The sequence below is a fragment of the Streptomyces sp. AK08-02 genome, from assembly GCF_033795085.1.
In the GTDB taxonomy this organism is placed as follows: domain Bacteria; phylum Actinomycetota; class Actinomycetes; order Streptomycetales; family Streptomycetaceae; genus Streptomyces; species Streptomyces echiniscabiei.
Genome location: NZ_JARAZV010000010.1, coordinates 87432 through 107533, shown reverse-complemented (window position 1 = coordinate 107533; position 20102 = coordinate 87432). Strand labels below are relative to the sequence as shown.

16 protein-coding genes are annotated in these 20102 nt (G+C 68.6%); 2 read left to right on the top strand and 14 right to left on the bottom strand.

The window, feature by feature from the left end; all coding sequences use genetic code 11:
- Positions 1 to 84 precede the first annotated feature (84 nt).
- Both PV734_RS21615 and PV734_RS21610 read right to left on the bottom strand, forming a co-directional pair.
- Positions 85 to 1722 (bottom strand): MFS transporter, encoded by a 1638-nt coding sequence (locus PV734_RS21615; protein ID WP_319291047.1) that lies wholly within the window; start codon positions 1720 to 1722, stop codon positions 85 to 87.
- Positions 1723 to 2105: 383 nt separating this feature from the next.
- The gene (locus tag PV734_RS21610) at positions 2106 to 3266 is read right to left on the bottom strand and encodes an XdhC/CoxI family protein (protein WP_319291044.1); all 1161 of its coding nucleotides are present in this window, start codon (positions 3264 to 3266) and stop codon (positions 2106 to 2108) included.
- 166 nt (positions 3267 to 3432) lie between these two features.
- Between PV734_RS21610 and PV734_RS21605 the strand changes: the two genes are divergently transcribed.
- Positions 3433 to 3786 (top strand): hypothetical protein, encoded by a 354-nt coding sequence (locus PV734_RS21605; RefSeq protein ID WP_319291042.1) that lies wholly within the window; start codon positions 3433 to 3435, stop codon positions 3784 to 3786.
- Positions 3787 to 3827: 41 nt separating this feature from the next.
- Here PV734_RS21605 and PV734_RS21600 read toward each other — a convergent pair whose 3' ends face one another.
- The 11 genes from PV734_RS21600 to PV734_RS21550 form a co-directional block, all read right to left on the bottom strand.
- On the bottom strand, positions 3828 to 4841 hold the full coding sequence (locus PV734_RS21600) for an amidohydrolase family protein (RefSeq protein ID WP_319291039.1): 1014 nt from the start codon (positions 4839 to 4841) through the stop codon (positions 3828 to 3830).
- A 46-nt stretch (positions 4842 to 4887) separates the two neighbouring features.
- A complete protein-coding gene (locus PV734_RS21595) occupies positions 4888 to 7062 on the bottom strand; it encodes a xanthine dehydrogenase family protein molybdopterin-binding subunit (protein WP_319291037.1) in 2175 nt (724 codons plus the stop codon).
- Positions 7059 to 8060, bottom strand: coding sequence for a xanthine dehydrogenase family protein subunit M (locus PV734_RS21590; RefSeq protein WP_319291034.1), 1002 nt, complete (start codon positions 8058 to 8060; stop codon positions 7059 to 7061). Before PV734_RS21590 ends, PV734_RS21595 begins: the two co-directional genes overlap by 4 nt.
- Before the next feature lie 3 nt (positions 8061 to 8063).
- Positions 8064 to 8582, bottom strand: a complete 519-nt coding sequence (locus tag PV734_RS21585; RefSeq protein ID WP_319291033.1) for a (2Fe-2S)-binding protein — start codon at positions 8580 to 8582, stop codon at positions 8064 to 8066.
- A gap of 445 nt (positions 8583 to 9027) precedes the next feature.
- The gene (locus PV734_RS21580; RefSeq protein WP_319291031.1) at positions 9028 to 9717 is read right to left on the bottom strand and encodes a TetR/AcrR family transcriptional regulator; all 690 of its coding nucleotides are present in this window, start codon (positions 9715 to 9717) and stop codon (positions 9028 to 9030) included.
- A gap of 143 nt (positions 9718 to 9860) precedes the next feature.
- A complete protein-coding gene (locus PV734_RS21575; protein WP_319291028.1) occupies positions 9861 to 10619 on the bottom strand; it encodes an SDR family NAD(P)-dependent oxidoreductase in 759 nt (252 codons plus the stop codon).
- Entirely contained in the window at positions 10616 to 11404 is a 789-nt protein-coding gene (locus PV734_RS21570; RefSeq protein ID WP_319291025.1) for an enoyl-CoA hydratase/isomerase family protein, read from the bottom strand. The genes PV734_RS21575 and PV734_RS21570 overlap by 4 nt, the downstream gene beginning before the upstream one ends.
- Complete coding sequence (locus tag PV734_RS21565) at positions 11401 to 13044, bottom strand: AMP-binding protein (protein WP_319291023.1); 1644 nt, start codon at positions 13042 to 13044, stop codon at positions 11401 to 11403. Before PV734_RS21565 ends, PV734_RS21570 begins: the two co-directional genes overlap by 4 nt.
- Positions 13041 to 14786 (bottom strand): CocE/NonD family hydrolase, encoded by a 1746-nt coding sequence (locus tag PV734_RS21560; RefSeq protein WP_319291022.1) that lies wholly within the window; start codon positions 14784 to 14786, stop codon positions 13041 to 13043. The genes PV734_RS21565 and PV734_RS21560 overlap by 4 nt, the downstream gene beginning before the upstream one ends.
- Positions 14787 to 15411: 625 nt before the next feature.
- Positions 15412 to 16752: a cation:dicarboxylate symporter family transporter gene (locus PV734_RS21555; protein WP_319291019.1), complete on the bottom strand. Its 1341-nt coding sequence runs from the start codon at positions 16750 to 16752 to the stop codon at positions 15412 to 15414.
- 166 nt (positions 16753 to 16918) lie between these two features.
- Complete coding sequence (locus tag PV734_RS21550; protein WP_319291017.1) at positions 16919 to 18085, bottom strand: mandelate racemase/muconate lactonizing enzyme family protein; 1167 nt, start codon at positions 18083 to 18085, stop codon at positions 16919 to 16921.
- A gap of 109 nt (positions 18086 to 18194) precedes the next feature.
- Here PV734_RS21550 and PV734_RS21545 point away from each other — a divergent pair, with 109 nt between their 5' ends.
- Positions 18195 to 18878: a GntR family transcriptional regulator gene (locus tag PV734_RS21545; protein WP_319291014.1), complete on the top strand. Its 684-nt coding sequence runs from the start codon at positions 18195 to 18197 to the stop codon at positions 18876 to 18878.
- A 191-nt stretch (positions 18879 to 19069) separates the two neighbouring features.
- Here PV734_RS21545 and PV734_RS21540 read toward each other — a convergent pair whose 3' ends face one another.
- A complete protein-coding gene (locus tag PV734_RS21540) occupies positions 19070 to 20092 on the bottom strand; it encodes a tyrosine-type recombinase/integrase (RefSeq protein ID WP_319291011.1) in 1023 nt (340 codons plus the stop codon).
- Positions 20093 to 20102: the final 10 nt, after the last annotated feature.

The following is a 20102-nucleotide window of genomic DNA, read 5'->3' as shown; positions in this document are numbered from 1 at the left end:
GGACGGCGCCTGTACCGGCTCGGCGGCTGTCCGCTCCTGAGCCGTGCCGGTACGTCTGGTGTCACCTCGGTGCGGGGCCGACGCTCAGGAGGGGCGGCTGCCGGTGGCCGGCAGCGTCCCAGCGTCGGCGGTGGGCAGGTCGGGGCTGCGAGGCCCTTGGACGGAGGCCGCCGGGCTTGCGGCCGGTGGGGCCGACTGCTGCGGCCTGCGCAGCAGGACGAATCCCACGGCGGCTGCCAGCAGGGTCAGGACGGCCGCGACGACCAGACAGAGATGAAGACCGTCGATGAACGCCTGCGACAGGGCGCCGAGGACACGCGGGGTGTCCGCGCCCAGGGGAAGCCGGCCGACCGCACTCAGTCCGTCGGCGTCCGCGGCCTCGGTGACGCGCCGGACCGTCGCCCCGCCCAGCCCCGCGTCGGTGAGGTGTCCGGGCAGCGCGTCCACGGCCCGAGAGGACAGCAGCGCGCCAAGGACAGCGGGGCCGAGGGCGGCGCCGAGCTGACGGAAGGCGTTGTTGGCGGCAGCGGCCATACCGGCCTGGTGGAACGGCACTGAACTGACGGCGGTGGCGGTCATCGGGGTCAGGACGAAGGACACGCCCAGGCCGAGCAGGGCCAGCCGCCAGGCCAGTGAACCGAACGAGGTGTCGGCGCCGATCGTGGTCAGCGACAGCAGCGCGACCGCCGCGACCAGCAGGCCGCCGGGAATCAGCACCCGAGGAGACACGCGGTGCACCAGGCGCCCCATGGGGACACCGAGGACCAGCGGAACTATGCACACCATCAGCAGCCGCCAGGCCGATTCGAGGGTGCTGAGCTGCTGGACCATGCCGAAGTAGAGGCTGAGGGCGAAGAAGAACCCGATGAGCCCGAGGAAGCTGATCATGGCGATCAGCGCGGTAGCGGTGAAGGAGGGGCTGCGGAACAGTGTCAGGTCCAGCATCGGGCTGGAGCTGTGCCGCTCCACCAGCACGAAAGCGACCGATGCGACAACGGCAATGAACAGGGCAAGCATCACCTTGGTGTCGGTGAAGGAGTTGGCGCCGCCCTCGATGATCCCGTAGACCAGAGCGGTGATCGCCAGCGCGGAGGTGAGCTGGCCGGGCCAGTCCAGTCGGCGCGTGCCTGGGGCACGGGAGTCGGTGAGCAGCTTCGTCGAGACGACCAGCGCGAGCAGCGAGGCGGGGACGGGCAGCGCGTAGAGCCAGCGCCACGCGAAGTGGTCGAGGATCACGCCCGCGATGACGGGGCCGAATGCGAGGGCGGCTATCAGGGAGGTCGCCCACACGCCGATGAACCTCCCGCGCTCGCGCGGGTCGGGAACGGCGTGGCTGATCAGGGCCAGGGTCGTGGGCAACAACGCGGCCGCACCCAGACCGGCGAAGACCTGCCCGGCCCAGACGACCTCGATCGACTGGGCGCACAGCGCGATCAGGGCACCCAGACCGCTGAAGGCCAGGCCCGCCTGGAACACCTTCTTACGGCCATGTACGTCACCGAAGACGCCCGCGGTGAGGATGAGCGCGGCCATGGGCAGCACGAACGCGACGCTCACCCAGGACAGCTGCGAGGTCGATGTGTCCAGTGCCCGCTGAATGGCGGGCAGGCTCGCCGAGACGGTGGTCACCGGCAGATAGGCGACGAACACGCCGACGCAGGCCATGACGAGTGTGGGCACCCGCCGGTCCTGCGGCGCGTTCGCCGTGGTCGTGACGTTCACGAAAGACTCTCTCCCTCAAGCGCCGGGCGCTGTGATCGGCCGGCTTCCGCCGCAACGTTCCGGCTTGCCGGGGAGCCGAGGCCAGCCACGGCCGCCGGATCCCGGAAATCCGACATCCGGGCCTTCGGTCCGGAGGAAGCCCGACCCTGCAACGAACCTCCGGACAACAGCTCCCTCCGCTGCACTGCGAAGACGGCGCCGACCAGCGGTGCCCGACGGGAGTGAGCAGTCGCATCACCCGGCCTGCCCCAAGGTCTGACGGAGTGGCGGGTGCAGTCGTCCCGGCCGCGCTGGCATTCGGGCCCGGGGACGGCGCCGGCAAAGGCAAAGGTCGTCATGATCACTCCTAATGGGGGAGGGGCCGTCCCGGAGGGCGCGCCAGGTCACGGCGTCAGTAGCGGGTTGAGTGCACGACGCTCGTCGACTGCCTGGTGACCCGGCCGATGGATCGGGCCCGTGCCCAGGGTCAGGGACAGGCCAGTGCCCTGGTTGGCGTGGGCGATGATCTCCGCGGTGATGGAGATCGCCGTCTCCTCAGGCGTGCGCGCGCTGAGGTCGAGGCCGATCGGGGAGCGCAGCCGAGCCAGTCGGTCCTGCGCGACGCCCGCCTCGCGCAGGAGACGCAAGCGTTCGTCGTGCGTCCGACGGGATCCCATCGCGCCCACGTAGGCGACGGGCAGATCGAGTGCCTGCCGCAGCAGGGGGATGTCGAACTTGGCGTCGTGGGTGAGGACGCAGACGGCGGTCCTCTCGTCCACCTCGGTGCGTTCCAGATAGCGGTGGGGCCAGTCGACGACGACTTCGTCCGCGTGCGGGAAGCGGGCGGGGGTGGCGAAGACGGGGCGGGCGTCGCACACGGTGACCCGGTATCCGAGGAAGCGGCCGGCCTGGCTGAGTGCGCTGGCGAAGTCGACCGCGCCGAAGATCAGCATGCGGGGGCGGGTCGCGGCCACGTGGACGAGGACGGACAGCCGGTCGGGGCAGGTGTCCGCGTCCCCGCCGAGCGAGACGAGCGCGGTGCGTCCCGCCCGCAGCTGGGCTGTGGCCCGGTCCGCCACCGCCTGACCCGTCGGCCCTGCGGCCAGCGACCCGTCGGCGGTCCAGTTGTCACCGAGAACGCTCAGGGTGGCGCCGATGAGTGCGTCGGGCCCGTCGACGACCTGGGCCACGGCGGCGGGTCGGCCCCCGGCAACCTCGGCGAGGGCCGCGCCGAGATGCGGCCGGGTCGCGGGGTCGAAGCGCTGGACGAGGACGTCGAGTTCGCCGCCGCAGGTCAGGCCGACGGCGAAGGCATCGTCGTCGGAGTAGCCGAACCAGGCGCGCCGGGGTGGACCCTGGTCGTGGAGGACCTGTCGGCACAGTTCGTAGACGGATCCCTCGACGCAGCCACCGGAGATGCTGCCGACCGCGTTGCCGTCCTCATCCACCGCGACCGACGTACCGACGGGCAGGGGCGCGCTGCCGGTGACGTCGACGACGGTGGCCAGGGCGAAGGGGCGTGCCTCGCGGCACCAGCGGTGCAGTGTGTCCGCGATGTTCAGCATGGGTCGTTCTCCGGGTTCGCCGTGGGGAGGGAGGGGAGGGTTGCCGCCACGCGGGGACGCTGAGCGCATACGCGGGGCGAACCTGGTAGGTCCGGCGGTCGGACGGGGACCGACGACTGGCAAGGCCGGTGGCATTGAAGACCGCCTGGGGGACGCGGCCTGCGCCGTGCAGAACCACACCCGTTCAAGCCCCGGATGCGCATTTCTGGTGATCCCGGTCGGCCTACATCACGTGCTCGATCCGGATGGGCAGCTGGTTCTGTCGCTGTCCGGTGGCGTGGAAGACCCCGTTCGCGACAGCGGCTGCCGCGCCGATCATCGTGACTTCGCCGAGGCCCTTCACCCCGATGTCGTTGAGGAGCAGGTCGGGCTCGTCGATGAAGTCGAAGTCGATCTCCTGGATGTCGGCGTTGACCGCGACGGGATACTCCTCCAGCGTGGTGTTGAGGAATCCGCCGAAGCGCCCGTCGACCTCGCTCGACTCCCGGAGCGCCTGGCTGATGCCCCGAGAGCAGGCTAGTGCCCTCCAAAGTCCTTGAGAGTGTGAGAGAGCGCGAATGATCAGGCTCCTGACAAGCCAAGGAGCGCGTCGGCGTTGCCATGGGCGATCCGCGCCCGATCGGCGGGAGAAACCGGCAAGCTGTTGAGGAACGCCGTGGCCTCGTCATTGGGGCTGTACGGATAATCGACCGAGAAAAGGATGCGATCCGCACCGAAAGCGGTCAGGGCGGCAAGGAACGCGGATTGGTCGAAGAAACCACTGGTCGTGATCCATACCTGATCCAAGATGGTCTGCGATACGTCCCGCTTCAGCCCGATCGCCGTTCCCGGTCCGAACATCGCATCGACGCGCTGGAGCATCATCGGCAGCAGCTCGCCCATATGGCCGATGATCAGCTTCAGATCCGGATTTCGGTCGAGTGCACCCGACACGGCCAGGCGCAGAATGTGAAGCCCCGTTTCCGCATGCCAGCCGAAACCGGCATTGGACAAGATGAACGCGGTAAAGTCCGGCAGTCCCTGGAAATAGATGTCGCGCACCACACGTGGCGCGGGTCCGGGATGAATATAGAGGGGGGCGCCGATGGCCTCGGCACGCGACAGGATCGGAGCGAAGCGCGGGTGGTCGAGGAACAGTCCGTCGGTGGTCCCGTTGATCGAGGCGCCACGGAAGCCCAATCGGGTCACGCACCGTTCCAGTTCGTCCGCGGCCGCCTCGGGATCCTTCATGGGGAGGTGCGCGAACGCCGCGAACCGATCCGGTTGCCGTTCGGCGACCTGGGCCAGTCGGTCGTTATAGTCGCGCGCAAGGCTCACACCCTCCTCGCCGGCCAGCATCTCGGCGCCCGGGCCCACGGCCGACAGCACCTGCATGGTAATTCCGGCTTCGTCCATCGAGCCGATGCGTTCCTGCTGCGTATCGTCCAGGGCCCGGTCGAGCGCACTCGCCGCCTCGTCTGCATCAGAGGGCGCCCATCCGGCCGGGACCCATCCGGATGCAGCAACGTCCGCAGCGGAAATCCTCTGCGTCAGATCAGTGAAAAGGACATGTTCCTCTAGAGCAACGATGCGCATGATCTTGTTCTCCGTCCAATTGGAATGTGAGTGCGTCCCGGTCGGCCTACATCACGTGCTCGATCCGGATGGGCAGCTGGTTCTGTCGCTGTCCGGTGGCGTGGAAGACGGCGTTCGCGACAGCGGCTGCCGCGCCGATCATCGTGACTTCGCCGAGGCCCTTCACCCCGATGTCGTTGAGGAGCAGGTCGGGTTCGTCGATGAAGTCGAAGTCGATCTCCTGTATGTCGGCGTTGACCGCGACGGGGTACTCCTCCAGCGTGGTGTTGAGGAATCCGCCGAAGCGCGGGTCGACCTCGCTCGACTCCCGGAGCGCCTGGCTGATGCCCCAGATCACGCCTCCGCGGACCTGACTGGCCGCGGTGACCGGGCTGGCGACCCTGCCGCAGTCGGCCACGCAGAGCGCCCTGGGCACACTGATGCGCCGTGTCGTGGCCTCGACGCGGACCTCGACGAAGTGAGCGGTCCAGCTGAAGACCGTGAAGTCCGGGAAGACCGGACCGGCGGCGGAGAACAGGCCGGCCCGTGAGCGGTCGAGCATCTCGGGGGGCTGGCCGTGTCCCACGGAGGTCACCTCCACCTCCGGCGACCCGCCTCCGGTGGCTCGAACCGCCGCTGCCACATCCACGGTCCCGGTGTCGCCCGCGCCGAGCTGCTTGCGCAGCTCGCCAAGTGCCTTGTGCACGGCGGGCAACGCGGTCGCGGTGCCCCACGCACCGGCGGTGAGATGCTGCGGCGCGAAGCGCGTGTCACCGACCCGTACGACGACGTCCCGCACGGGAACACCGAGGTCCTCCGCGACCAGGAGAGCGATGGCCGAGCGGATGCCCTGCCCCATCTCGTGGCCGTCGACGCCGACGGTCACCCGGCCGTCGGCCGCCGCGGACATACGGGCCACGGCCGGAGCGACCAGGACCGGGTGGGCGCCGACAGCGACGCCCAGGCCCACGAACGATCCGTCAGCGGCACGCATCGACCCCGGCCGCGGATCGCGTCTGTCCCATCCGAACCGTTCCGCACCCCGCGTCAGACACTGCGCCAGGTGGCGGGAGGAGAAGGGCAGACCGGTGACCGGGTCCGTGGCGGTGTCGTTGGCCAACCGCAGCTCGACGGGGTCCTGGCCGGTGGCGTACGCCAGTGCGTCGATGGCCGACTCGAACGCGAAGCTGGCCGGGCCCTCCATCGGAGCCCTCATGAATCCCGGCGTCTGGACATCAGTTTGAACCAGGCGCTGACGTCCCCCGAAGTGGGGTACGGCGTACAGCCTCGACGTCATCTCCGTGAACATGGCGGGGTACAGGTCGTGGCGGGACGTCTGGTGCTCCGCGTCGTGGATGGCGGCCAGGAGCCGTCCCGACGGGTCGGCGCCGAGCCGGATGCGATGCCGGCTGACCGGCCGGAAGCTGCCGGTGTGGAACGTCTGCGGGCGCGGAATGACCAGCTTGACCGGACGCATCAGCCGGCGTGCGGCGAGCGCCAGTGGCCCGATGTGCGGTTGCAGTGCGTTGCGGGATCCGAAGCCGCCTCCGATGTAGGGCGAGATCACTTCGACGTCGGCCGGGTCGAGGTTCAGTTGCGTGGCAACTCCGTGGCGGAGTGCGCCGGCGTTCTGGGTGCTCTCGTGCACTACGAGCCTGTCGCCCCGCCATTCCACGACCGAGCTGATCAGTTCCATCGGGACCTGGTGCTGGGCCGGGTGCAGGTAGGTCTCGTCGATCTGCACCGGGCTCGCCGCGTACGCGGTCTCGGGGTCGCCCACCTTGATGTCGGGGAACCAGGGCAGGGCTTCTGCCTGGATGACGGAGGTGGCGCCTTCGTCGTCGATTCCGACGGCGAACGGCTCGGTCTCGTAGCGTGCCCGGACGAGTTCCGCCGCCTCGGTGGCGGCGACCAGGGTGTCGGCGACGATCAACGCGATCGGCTGTCCTCGGTAGGCGACGACATCGCTGAGCAGCGGCTGCAGGCTCTGGAAGGCGAAACCTCCGCCCATCAGGAACCCGGCGCCGCGCAGTTCGTCCTCGGTGAACCGGGTCAGGACCAGACGGACACCGGGGACCGCCTCGGCCGCGGCCGTGTCGATGGACAGGGTGCGGCCCTTGCCGATCGTGGCCAGGGCGAACATGGCGTACGCCAGGTCGTCCGGGACGCGGTCGGCGCCGTAGCGTGCGCTGCCGGTGACCTTTTCGTGGGCGTCGACGCGGCGCAGGTCTGGGGTCTTCATCGGGCGGCTCGCTTCCCGGCGGTGAGCAGTGCGTCGGTGACGGTGCGGATGCCCAGCTCCACTCGGAACGCGCCGGTGCGAGGAGGGCGGGCCGCGGCGAAGGCGACTTCCCCCGCGCGGCGGGCGGTTTCCCTGGTGAGGTGTTCGCCGGTCAGTGAGCGTTCCGCTGCTGTCGCCCGCCAGGGGCGCGTGGCGACGCCTCCCAGACCGATCCGGCAGTCCGTGACCATTCCCTGTGCGTCCAGCGTCACGGCGGTGGCGGCCGAGGTGAGGGCGAAGGCGTAGGACTCCCGGTCACGGATCTTGTGATACGTGGAGCCACGACCGGCGTGTGTCGCGGGAACGCGGATCCGCAGGATCAACTCATCGGGAGCCAGGGTGTGTTCGAGCAGGGGGTTGTCTCCCGGTTCGACGTGCAGTTCGGCGAGGGGCAGCGTCCGCTCGCCTGCCGGGCCGACCACGTCGAGTTCGGCGTCGAACGCGATCAGGGCTACGGCCCAGTCGCCCGGGTAGGTGGCGATGCAGGTGTCGCTGGTGCCCAGCAGCGCGTGGGTACGGTCGAGTCCCTCGAGAGCCGCACAGCCGCTGCCGGGATTCCTCTTGTTGCAGGGGAACTCCGCTCCGCCGCGGAAGTAGCCGCATCGCGTGCGTTGCAGCAGGTTCCCGCCGACCGTCGCCATGTTGCGCAGTTGCTGGGACGCCGCCCGCCACAACGATTCCGACAGCGCCGGATAGTCGCGGCGTACGACCGGATGGTCAGCGACCTCGGCCATTTTCACTCCCGCACCGAACGACAGTTCGTCCTCACCCGTACTGATCTCGGTCAGCTCGGCGAGACGGTGAATGTCGATGACGGCCGGCGGAGCCTCGATGCCGAGCTTCATCAGGTCGTACAGGGTCGTGCCACCAGCCAGGATCCTCGTGCCCGGCTCGGCGGCGGCCAGGGCATCGACGGCCCCGGCGACGCTGTCGGGCACCACATAGGCGAATGAGCGCACCGTCTACACCTCGCTCTGCTGGGCCTGGTCGGCCACCCGGCGGATGGCGGCGGTGATCCCGACATACGCGCCGCACCGGCACAGGTTGCCACTCATGTACTCACGGATGTCGCCGTCGGTCCCGGTGTGGCCTTCGGCCAGGCAAGCCAGGCCGGACATCACCTGCCCAGGTGTGCAGTAGCCGCACTGCAGGGCGTCGCAGTCGACGAACGCCTGCTGCAACGGGTGCAGCGTGCCGTCGGGAGCCGCGACGCCCTCGATGGTCATCACGTCCCGTCCCGCGACCTGGACCGCCGGAGTCAGACAGGAGACGACGCGACGGCCGTCGATGTGCACCGTGCAAGCGCCGCACTGCCCCTGATCGCACCCCTTCTTGGTTCCGGTCAGCACGAGACGCTCGCGCAGCACGTCAAGCAGAGACTCACGAGGATCCAGAGCGAGGCACACCTCCTCGCCGTTGACGGTGAAGGCCGTCTCGACAAGGCCAGTCGGCGGCCTCGTGGTCGTCGATGTCTTCTCCATAGGGGGCTCGCTCCTTCGTTGCGGCGGGCGGGTGAGCGCCTGCGGCCTCGACCGTAGAAGCGCCCGCGCAGGAGCGGGAGGGGAAGGTTTATCCATGGATCGGCGGTCTCTGCCTGGCGGAGAGGTCCCACCCAGCGGATCCGGTGTCGCTCGGCGTCGCGACATCCAAGGCCGGCCCTGGACGCGCCCACGCGGGCTTTCCCTCCTGAATCAGGGAACTGAACGGTCCAGCCGCTCTGGGGCCGAAGCCCGTCGGACAACCCGCACAGACGCACATCCGCCAGGCCGTTCCTGGTCGGCGTCGGTGAAGAGTCCCTCCACGGTCGACCGCCGCATGCCGGGCCGTCCGCGACGTGACAGCGCAACGTGCCGGCGATGCGCGTTCTGGATATGGGGGTGGTGCCTGGTCAGAGACGATTCGCGAGGTGCGCCCTTTGCCCGGGCCTTACCTCGGCGCCTGGACCGGGTCCTTGGGCGAGCGCACCGCTGTGGAAGGAGACTCGGATGTGCCCTGCTCCGAGCTGAGCCCGTCCAACAGGAGGTCACCGAGCTCGGAGAAGGCGTCGCCAGCGGTCAGGCCGGTCCTCTCCAGGAGGATCCCCGACTGGACCGCGTCGATGGTGACCGCTACGACCTGGGCGGCGAAATGGCCGTTGAGCGCGCGGAAAACGCCGGACTGCACGCCATCCTCGATCAGTTCGTGGACCCGGTGCGCCGCGGCGGCGGAGTTCTTGCGGTAGATCTGCGCCGTCGGCTCGTAGCCGACCATGTCGTCGTAGAAGGCGTGGGAATGCCGGCGCATGGCTGTGCCGACGCCGGTGAGGTAGACGCGGATGCGCTGCCTGGGGTCGGGCTCGGCCTGGACGGCCTGTTCGATCTCGGCTGTCGCATCCCGGAAGAAGGCGCGGGTGACCGCCAGGACCAACTGTTCCTTCGTGGAGGCGAGGCTGTACAGCGTCGCCTTCGAGCACTCCAGTCGCTGGGCGAGTTCATCCATGGTCACCGCGGTGAAGCCTTCGGTCAGGATGATCGCCTCGGCCTGGCGCAGCAGTTCGTCCCGCCGGCCTGTGTCGACGACCCGCCTGCGCGCCGTTCGGCGCGGGCGTCGGTCACGCGAGTCAGTTTGGGCCGTCACCGCAGCAGTCTCCCATGAGCATCTCCGCCTGGAGCGGCGGATGGCCGACCGGGCAGGAAGACTGACCTTAGCAAACGGGTACTGGCGTACCATCTAACGTACCGGCGTTGAGCCCTCTTGAGCCTCCAGCTCCGGGTTGGCCGTTACCGGATCGAGGATCCGATGGAGATGCCGCCGTCAACGTCGAGGACGATGCCGGTGATGTAGCCGGCGGCTTCGCTGGCGAGGAAGGCCGCGGCTTCGGCGATGTCCTCGGGCCTGCCGGTGTGGCGCATCGGGACCTTGCTCGTGAGCTTGTCTCGCGCCGGGCCGTTCATCGAGGCGAGCATCGGTGTCTCGATGAGGCCGGGAGCGATGGCGTTGGCGGTGATGCCGTGGCGGGCGCCCTCGAGTGCGAGAGTGCGGGTCATGCCGACGATGCCGGCCTTGGCGGCCACGTAGTTGGTCTGACCGAAGTTCCCGCGCCATGACATGGACGAGAAGCTGACGATACGTCCGTAACCCTGGCGTTTCATGGGGCCGAACGCGGCGCGGGCGCAGTGGAAGCCGCCGGTGAGGCTGACGCCGATGACCGCGTGCCAGTCGTCGTCGGTGATGTCCTCGACGCGGTTGTCACGGATGATGCCGGCGTTGTTGACCAGCACGTCGAGGCGGCCGAGATCGGCGGTTACGCCGGTGATCCAGGCGTTGACCTGGGCGGAGTCGGTCACGTCCACCACGTCGGTGCGAAGGTTCGCGTGGTGGGCGTCGGTGATGGTCTCGGCGGCCTCGGTGAGCGCCTGTTCGTTGACGTCGGCCAGGGCGACGGTGGCGCCCTCGGCGGCGAAGCGGGTCGCCATGGCGAGGCCGAGACCTTGTGCGGCGCCGGTGATGGCGACGACCCGTCCCTGGTAGCGATTCACTTGTTGTCTGCTTTCGTCGTGTGGGGAGCGAGGAAGGCCCGCAGGGCGTCGGCCACGGAGCTGGCCTGCCAGTTGTCGGCGAAGGTGGCCAGTTCCTCGCGCAGTGCGTGCTCGGGGGCGAGGCCGTCGATCCGGTGCAGCAGCGTCTTGAGCCGTTGCTGGGCTGGGCTGTGGCGGTCGGCCAACTGGTGGCAGACGCGGGTGGCGGTGGCGTCGAGGTCGGCCTCGGGCACGATCGCGTGGATCCACCCGGTGTTCGCGAAAGAGGTCGCGGGCAGCAGTTCGCCGGTGAGCAGGAGCCAGCGCGACAGTCCGCGTCCGACCGCACCGGGCAGCCGGACGCTGGAACCGCCGGCCGGTACCAGCCGCCGGTTGAGGTGGCCGTCACCGATGAGCGTGGTGTCGGCGGCGACGACGACATCGCAGGCCAGCGCGAGTTCGAGGCCCCCGGCGACGGCGTGACCGTGCAGCACGGCGACCCATGGTTTCGAGCTGGCCGCGATACGGCTGAAGCAGGCCGACACGTCGGTCAGGAAGCCGACCGGGTTGTCGCCCCGTTCGTGCAGCTGGAGGAACTGGTGGAAGTCCCCTCCGGCACAGAAGCTCGGCCCGTTGCCCGCCACGGCGATGACCGCTGTGCCGGGATCCGCCTCGGCGCTGGTGATCTGCTTGTCCAGGGCCTCGATGAGAGCGGTGTTGAGGGCGTTGCGCCGCTCCGGGCGGTTGAGCCGCAGCCACCTGACGGTGCCGCGTTGCTCGACGATGAGGGGGTCTGTGTCGGTCACTGTGCCTCTCGGCTGGAAAGTTCGGTGCGGCGGCGGTTGCGCAGCTGGTAGCGCTGGGTCTTGCCGCTGGGCGTCTTGGGCAGGGCGTCGATGAAGTGGATCGTGCGCGGGTAGGCGTGGGCGGCGTAGCGGGTTTTGACCAGCAGTTGGAGTTCGGTGGCCAGTTGCGGCGAGGCGTCGTTGGCGTCGCGGAGGACGACGTATGCCTCGATGACCTCGCCGCGGACGTCGTCGGGTGCGCCGATGACGCTGCACTCGGCGACAGCGGGGTGCTGGGCGAGGACGCTCTCGATCTCGAACGGCCCGATCCGGTAGCCGGCCATGATGATGACGTCGTCGTCGCGGGAGGAGAAGAAGAAGTCACCGTCTGCGTCGATGCGCCCGGCGTCGCCCGTGAGGTACCAGCGGCCGTCGGCGGTGAACTTGGCGTCGCTCTGCCGTGGGATCTGGTAGCCGCGGAATGTCATCAGCGGGCTACCGGCGACATCGATCGCGACCCGGCCGAGCACGCCTGGTTCGGCGGGCTCGTCCTTCTCGTCGGCCAGGACAGTGAGGCTCCAGCCGGGCAGCGGCCGACCCATCGATCCGGTCTTGAGGGGGCGGGCGAGTTCGGGATGGTGGTGGTTGGCCAAGGGCATCCCGACCTCGGTCTGGCCGAAGTGATCGTGCACGGCCAGGCCGAGCGCGGAGCCGGCCCACTCGTTGACCTCGGGTGTCAGTGGCTCGCCCGCGCTGGACGCCCGTTCCAGGCGCAGCCCCTGCGGCACCGGCACCGGCGAGGAGCGCAGTCCCCGGTACACGGTCGGGGCGGCGGCGAAGTCGGTGACCTGGTGGTCGACGAGGGTGCGCCAGGTCGTCTCTGGGGAGAACCCGCCGGCCAGCAGCAGGCTGGGAATGCCGGCGGCCATCGGAGCGACGATGGCGGAGTACAGCCCGTAGGCCCAGCCGGGGTCGGCGGCGCACCAGTAACTGCTGTCCCGGGTGACACCCAGGCCGTACTCCAGGTAGACCTGCCATCCGGCGATGTAGGAGACGGGGTGGATGACCCCCTTGGGCTTGCCGGTGGTGCCGGAGGTGAACATGTGCACCAGCGGTCCGTCCCCGCTCGTGGTGACGACGGGCACCGGCTCCGGCGACGCGGCCGCGACGAGGTCGGCCAGCAAGGCGTCACCGCGGAAGGCGGCGGTTTTGGTGACGACGACGCGGCGCTGAGGGTCGTCCGGCATGTCGGGGCCCGGGTCGAGCTTGTGGCGCTGGTCCGGGTCGACGACCACCACGTGCGCACCCGAGCCTTCCAGGCGCAGGGCGATGGCCTGGGGCGCGAACGCGGTGAACAGCGGGACATAGACCGCACCGAGCCGCCAGATCGCGAGGATGACGGTGACCAGGTCGGTGCTCTTGCCCATCAGGGTCGCCACCCTGTCACCCGGACCGACGCCAAGCCCCTGCAGCGCCCGCGCACAGCGGTGGGAGTCCGCGGCGAGCTCCGCGAAGGAGAGCGTGGAAGGGGCACCGGCGCCGTCGACCACGGTGAACGCGACGCGGTCGGCGGGATGCTGGTCGCACAACAGCCAGGCCACGTCGACGGAAGGAGCCGTGAATGTCGCGGTCAGTTCGGCGACCCGGTCGGCGGCGCTCACCGCTGGTCCTTCCGGTCGATGATCGGCAGGACCAGACGGCTGGGGTGGTTCGGACCGTGATGGATGTGGTTGACCGCGGGAATCATCTGCTCCTCGCTCTCCCGAGCGATGACGCCGCCGGTGTTGGTGTTGCGGTCGTAGCGGGGGAAGTTGCTGCTGGAGACATCCACGCGGATGCGGTGACCGGGAAGGAACACGTTCGAGGTGGCCGTCATGTCGACGGTGATCTCGTAGACCGTGCCGGGCTCCATCAGCTCTTCCACAGCGAGGCCGCCTCGATAGCGGGCGCGCAGGATCCCGTCGCACAGGTTGATCGCTTTGCCGTCGGGGAAGACGTCGACGAGCTTGGCGGTGAAGTCGGTGTCCACCGCCGACGAGGAGACGAACAGGGTCAGGCTGACCGGACCGGTCACCTCGACAGCCTCCTCGAGCACGGGCGTGGCGAAGCACAGGACATCCTCGCGCCCGGCGACCGTCCGCTGGTCGACCGGACCGCAGAATCCGAACGTCGTCGGCATGGACGCCCCGCCGGCCGTGGGAACCGGGCGGCGCGGGTCGTAGAGATAGGTGTCGTGCCCGGTGCCGGCCGGCGGGTCGGTCGTCAACACGCCATCGCCGTCTGCTGTGTTGGCGTGTCCGCTGCTCGTCAGGTGGAAGTCGGTCCACCTCGTGTCGGGCAGCGGCCACTCCTGCTCGTCGCGCCACTGGTCGATGCCCATCACGAAGATCTTCACCGGCGCCACGTCGTCCAGAGCAGCAGTGTCGCCGCGCAGCCAGCGGTCGAAGAACTTCACATGCAGACCGGTCAGGCCCAACATCTGCGCACTGGCCAACGGGCCGAAGGAGCGGTCTGGATAGACGCCACTCGCGGCCATGTGATCCCACGGACCGATAATCAGCCGCTGCCCCTCACGCGCCTGCGCACTGCCCGCCTGTCGGCGGGCGGTCGTGTAGGTGCGGACGGTCTGCCCGATGTAGAGGTCGTACCATCCGCCGATGTTCAGTGCCGGGGCCGTGACGTTCTTGAGCTCGGGCGTGAGCTCCATGGCGTCCCAGTACCCATCGTGGGAGGGGTGGGCCATCCAGTCGTCCCACCACTTGCCGTACGCCGCCAGGACCGGAACCTCGGCCGTCGGCAGCACGTCGTTGAGAGGCTCGGGGAACAGGGCCGCCTGACCGAGCTGCTGCAGCTGGGACAGGGTGTCCTCGTCGGCTGCCAGAGAACGCTGCGCGTCGGCCGCGTACATGATGGCGTTCCACCACGTGACCAGGCTCAGTGAGAGTGCACCGCCCGCAGAGTACCAGGGCGACTCGTAGTTGTCGATCGAGGTGAAGGTCGGCGCGATCGCCTTGAGCGCGGGGGCGCCGGTCACGGCGGTTTCCCACTGCACCATCCCGAGGTAGGACGGCCCGTACATGCCCACCGTGCCGTCCGACCACGGCTGGTCGGCGATCCAGGCGACGGTGTCCTCGCCGTCGGCCCGGTCGGCCATGTGGGGAACGAACTCGCCTTCCGAGCGGTGGGTGCCCCGGCAGTCCTGCACCACCAGCGCGTAGCCGGCCTCCACCAAGGTCAGGAGGTCGGGGATGGCTGACTGGCCGAAGCCCATCGCGTCCTTGCCGTACGGCAGGCGCACGAGCAGCGCCGGAGCCTGTCCCTCGGCCGGATGCCACACGTTGGCAGCCAGGGCCGTGCCGTCACGCATCGGAACCTGGACATCTATGTCGTACAGGTGCTGCATCGGTGCTCCTCGTTGAGCTGATGGCGTTGCCCGGGATGCGGGTACGTTAAGAGGTACGTTCGTACCCTGTCAATTACCGGAGGGGGGGTCGACCTCCTGCGATTCACCTGCGCGGGCTCCGTGCCCGACCTTGCGGACAGATCGCCCGGCGACGGGAACTCGGGGAGGACCTCAAGGCCCGCGAGGCATGTCGGTGGGGGGCGCCTCGCGCCGGCTCCTCAATGCCGCCGCGGTCGAGGGGCGGCTTCCGAACGGGTACGGGCCAGGTGGCCGCCGGCTCCGGCCGGAGCCCCGGAGACGACGTCCCGGGTGGCCGTCCGGCCGACGAAGTACCGGGGCCGGGCACTTCGTCGAGAAGCTCAGGGAAGGACCGTTCGAGACGGTCGGCGTCGACTGAGACGACGTCGAGGGCGGTGACTGAACCGCCCAGCGCCTCCGGCGTGGCTGTCAGCTGAAAGACCGCGTTGCCTGCCGCGGGACTTTGAGCCGGATGGTCATCGAGTAGGTGACGTTGGGCGTGCTCACGGGAAGGCTCCTCATCTGTCCTGGTGTGCGGCGGCCTGGGGGATGTCGCCGGTGGGTGACGTATACGCCGTCGAGGGGTGACCGCACGCGATGGGCACGGCTACTTGTCGGCGCCGACCTTGGTGGTGTCCGACTCGGTCTGCGGCGGTGTGGTGGTGCGGGATTGAAGGGCCTTGCGGGCTTGTTCGGTGTCGAAGTCGTTCTCCCACTTGCCGATCACGATGGTGGCGACGGCGTTGCCGAGGACGTTGATGAAGACGCGGCCCTCGTTGAGGATGCGGTCGATGCCGACGATCAGGGAGAGGGCGGCGAGCGGGATGTGGCCGACCGCGGTGACGGTGCTGGCGAGGACGATGAAGGCGCCGCCCGCGATACCGGCGGTGCCCTTGCTGGTGAGCATCATGACGCCGACCATGATCAGCTGCTGCTGCCAGGACAGGTCGATGCCCATGGCCTGGGCCAGGAAGAGGGAGGCCATCGTGAGGTAGACCGCGGAGCCGTCCAGGTTGAAGGAGAACCCGGAGGGGATGACGATGCCGACCACGGGGCGGCCGATGCCGAGGATCTCCAGTTTGCGGACCAGCTGGGGCAGGACGGCCTCGCTGGAACAGGTGCTGAGGGCTACGAGCAGTTCGGCCTTGAGGAAGCGCATGAGGCCGAACAGGCTCAGGCGGCAGGCCCGCATGATGGCGCCGAGGATGACCAGGACGTAGATGATGCAGGTCGCGGTGAACAGGATGATGAGGTAGCCGAGCTGTTTGAGGCTCTCGGCGCCGTAGGTGGCGACCACGGTGGCCAGGGCGCCGAAGGTGCCCAAGGGCGCGAGCCGCATCACCCAGCCCACGATGCGGAAGACGACGTCCGACAGCGCCTTGATGCCGCGGGTCAGCGGTGCCCCTTCTTCGCCGGCCATGTTCAGGGCCACACCGAAGACGATCGAGACCATCAGCGCGGACAGGATCGCATCCCCGGTGATCGCGCCCAGCAGGGAGGCGGGGATGAGGGAGGAGACGAAGCCGGTGAAGGTGGCGTGCTCGGTGGCGGTCTTGGGCACGTCGTCGGCGTTCAGTGACGAAGGGTCGACGTGCAGGCCGGAGCCGGGCTGGAAGATGTTGGCGACGACCAGCCCGATCAGCATGGACGCCAGGGACAGCACCAGGAAGTAGCCGATCGCCTTCACACCGATCCGGCCGGCCTTGCGCAGGTTGTCCATGGAGGCGATGCCGGTGGTGACCACGCAGAAGACGACCGGGATCACGATCATCTTGACCAACGCGATGAACCAGTCGTTGAGCGGCTTCAGGTCCTCACCCAGCCCGGGCGCGAGGATGCCGACGGCGATGCCGAGGACGGCGGCCAGTACGACCTGGAACCACAGCTCACGTATGAGACGGCTCAGCCGTGACCGCTGCGGGCGGCCGGCGGCGGTGGTGCTTGTCATCGTTGGTGCTCCCTTGCACGACGATCGTGTGTAGCCCTGTCCCGTGGGGGGTGCGGGGGACGCGACGCGGCTCGCGCGCCCCCGATCTCGTGTGTGGCGCCCGTATCCGACGGCGCCGGCCGACGGCGCCCGCCCGGTGGCGGGCGCGTCTGCGGTGGGGTGGCGGTCAGCTGTGCAGGGCGCGCAGCACCTTGTAGAAGGCGGCCTTGCTCTCGAAGCCGATGCCGGGGGTGTCGGTCAGGCCGACGCGGCTCTTCTCGACGACGGCGTCGTCGGCGAAGCCGCCGGTGGGCTGGAACTCGCCCGGGTAGGACTCGTTGCCGCCGAGCTTGAGGGCGGCTGCGATGTGCAGGGAGAACTGGTGCCCGCCGTGCGGGATGCAGCGCCTCGATGACCAGCCGTGCTGACGGAGCATGTCCTGGATGCGCAGGTACTCCACCAGACCGTAGGAGAGCGCGGGGTCGACCTGGATGGTGTCGCGGTCGGGACGCAGGCCGCCGTACCGGATCAGGTTGCGGGCGTCCTGGAGGGAGAAGAGGTTCTCGCCCGTGGCGATGGAGCCGGTGTAGTGCTCGGCGACGGTGGCGTTGAGGTGGTAGTCGAGCGGGTCGCCGATCTCCTCGTACCAGAACAGCCCGTAGGGCTCGATGGCCCGCCCGTACTCCAGGGCCGTGTTGAGGTCGAAGCGACCGTTGACGTCGACGGCCAGCCGGGATCCGTCGCCGTCCAGCACGTCGATGACGGCCTCGATACGGCGCAGGTCCTCCGCCAGGCCGGCGCCGCCGATCTTCATCTTGACGACGTCGTAGCCCAGGTCGAGGAAGCCGCGCATCTCGTCCTGAAGGTCGGTGAGGGTCTTGCCCGGGGCGTAGTAGCCGCCGGCGGCGTAGACGAAGACGGAGTCGTCGGGCTGCCCGTCGCCGTAGCGCTCGGACAGATACCGGTACAGCGGCTTGCCCTCGATCTTGGAGGCCAGGTCGAACAGGGCCATGTCCACCACACCGACCGCGACCGAGCGCTCGCCGTGCCCGCCGGGCTTCTCGTTGTTCATCATCACGTCCCACGCCTTGGCGTGGTCCAGGCCGCCCTGCCCGTCGAGCAGGCTGCCGGGCTCGGCCTCGAGGAGGCGGGGCAGGACCCGGCGGCGCAGGATCTCTCCGGCGCTGTAGCGGCCGTTGGAGTTGAAGCCGTAGCCCACCACGGGCCTGCCGTCCCGGATGACGTCGCTCTCGATCGCCACGATCGAACAGTCCATGGAGCTGAAGTCGATCCAGGCGTTGCGGATCGAGGAGCTGATCGGAACGACGCCCTCGTAGACGTTGATGATCTTCACTGCAAAACCTCTCTAATATCTTATAAGATGCAACGCCTGTTAGAGTGAGCTGGTCCGATGCGGGATGTCAAGGGGTGGGGAACCTCCGGAAAGGGACGGTCAGGGGGCCATGGCAGGACAGAACCTGTTCTTCAGCAAAAGCGACCTCGCCTACGCGGAACTCCGCGATCGGATCCTCTCCGGCACTCTCCCTGCCGGGTCACGGATCGCCCAGTACGACCTCGCCGAGTCCCTCAACATGAGCATCACGCCCCTGCGCGAGGCCATCCGCCGCCTCAGCAGCGAGGGACTGGTCACCGTCGAAACCCACCGCGACGTCCGGGTCTCCGTCATGAACTCGAACGAGGCCCGTCAGTTGTTCGAGGTCCGCCTGTCCCTGGACCCGACCGCCGCCGAACTCGCCGCCCAGCGACGGACCGACGACGACATCGCCACCATGCAGGCCGCCGTCGACAAACTCCTCCCCGTCACCCGCCAATGGGGGGAAGAGGCACTCACGGCCCACCGCGCCTTCCACCAGGCGCTGTACCGGGCCTCGCACAACGACGTCCTCATCCGTCTCCTGGACGACCTGTGGGACAAGTCCGACCGCTACCGGCGCCTCGGCCTCGAACTCCCGCCCGGTGACGAACCCCGCACCCGGGACCTTCAGGAGCACCACCGACTCGTCTCCCTCATCGTGGACGGCCGCGCCGCCGAAGCCGCCCAGCTGATGCGAGGCCACATCACCCACAGCCTCACCGCGACCGCCATCAGCGCCCTCGAAGACCGCGAGGGCATGCGCGTGACGTGAAGCGCGGCGACCGGCGCCGTCGTGATGTAGGGGGGAGGGACTGATGGAAGTGCGCTGCACGTCTCGCAGCCGCGCCTGACGCTTCTCACGGATGCACTCGGCGATGTCATCGAAGTTGGGTGGAGAAGGGGGTGCGCTTCAGGAGCGTGAGATCTGGGTTTCGGTCCGGCACGATGGCGACCGCGCTGCAATCAACTGCTGCTCTGCTGCATTGAACGGAATGCATCGCCGAACGCGGTCACGCGCAGGCCTTCTGCCGCCCTCGGGGGGCGCGCATAGGTGTCCCATGTTTCAGTGAAGCGGGCGTGCCGCGAGAGCGCTTGGACGGTCTTCGGATCATGCTGGCCTGGTCCGCCGAGTGTGGTGGTGTAAAACACCTTGAGATCGTGGAAACGGGTGCCTTCGGGTAGGCCGGCCAGGGCGACAACCCGTCGCCACTTTTCGTTGAAATCACTGCTCTGAACTGGCCTTCCGTATCGGTTCGTCACGATGAGGTCTTCGTCAATTGGGCCGACGTGTCGGCGAGCCCGACGCTTGCGCGCGGTGGCTTGGGTGACGGGTTCCGGCTCGCTGAAGTGAGCCGCATGGGTAGCCAGCCGTTCGATCAGGAATTGATCCACGGGCAGAGTCGCGTAGCTGGCCTTCGTCTTCAGTGGTGCGGCTTTGCCGCGCTGACGCTGCTCTTGAACGTACAGGAGATCCTCTTGCCAGCCGACGCGTGTTCGCGTCAGGCCCAGAGCCTCGCCAGCACGCAGTCCTGCGCACGCGCCGAGCCACACCAGGACTTCGTAGCGCGGCTCGATCGTCCGCATGGCAAAGGCTGCTGCGGCCACCTGCTCCGGGGTGAGGGCGTCCCCACTGCCGTCGCTGATCTCGGGAAGCTCGATGCGGGACACGATGTTTGCAGGCAGCGGAATGTCTTCGTCCATCATGTAGTGGATGAGAATGCGCCAGGTCTTAAAAATCTGGACAATTGTGCGAGGGGATCTGAGGTTGGGTTTTTCTAGCAGATGATCCACGAAGGCCATGGAGTCGCGACGCCGTAGCGATGTCGGTATGCGATTGCCCACGAACGGCAGGATGTGATTGCGGAGGTGACTCTCGTACGTATTGATCGTATTCGCTCTCTTTTTCTTCTTCCGCTTTCGGTCGATCATCTGCGCGCCGAAGTAGGCTACTCGCGTACTGTGTGCCAGTTGGTTCCCTCTCGTCATGGACGCAGCC

Coding starts and splice junctions, on each gene's coding strand:
- PV734_RS21600 (WP_319291039.1), bottom strand. CDS start 4,841: ATGCGCATCGTTGCTCTAGAGGAACATGTCCTTTTCACTGATCTGACG.
- PV734_RS21545 (WP_319291014.1), top strand. CDS start 18,195: ATGGCAGGACAGAACCTGTTCTTCAGCAAAAGCGACCTCGCCTACGCG.
- PV734_RS21540 (WP_319291011.1), bottom strand. CDS start 20,092: ATGACGAGAGGGAACCAACTGGCACACAGTACGCGAGTAGCCTACTTC.
- PV734_RS21555 (WP_319291019.1), bottom strand. CDS start 16,752: ATGACAAGCACCACCGCCGCCGGCCGCCCGCAGCGGTCACGGCTGAGC.
- PV734_RS21610 (WP_319291044.1), bottom strand. CDS start 3,266: ATGCTGAACATCGCGGACACACTGCACCGCTGGTGCCGCGAGGCACGC.
- PV734_RS21595 (WP_319291037.1), bottom strand. CDS start 7,062: ATGAAGACCCCAGACCTGCGCCGCGTCGACGCCCACGAAAAGGTCACC.
- PV734_RS21585 (WP_319291033.1), bottom strand. CDS start 8,582: ATGGAGAAGACATCGACGACCACGAGGCCGCCGACTGGCCTTGTCGAG.
- PV734_RS21560 (WP_319291022.1), bottom strand. CDS start 14,786: ATGCAGCACCTGTACGACATAGATGTCCAGGTTCCGATGCGTGACGGC.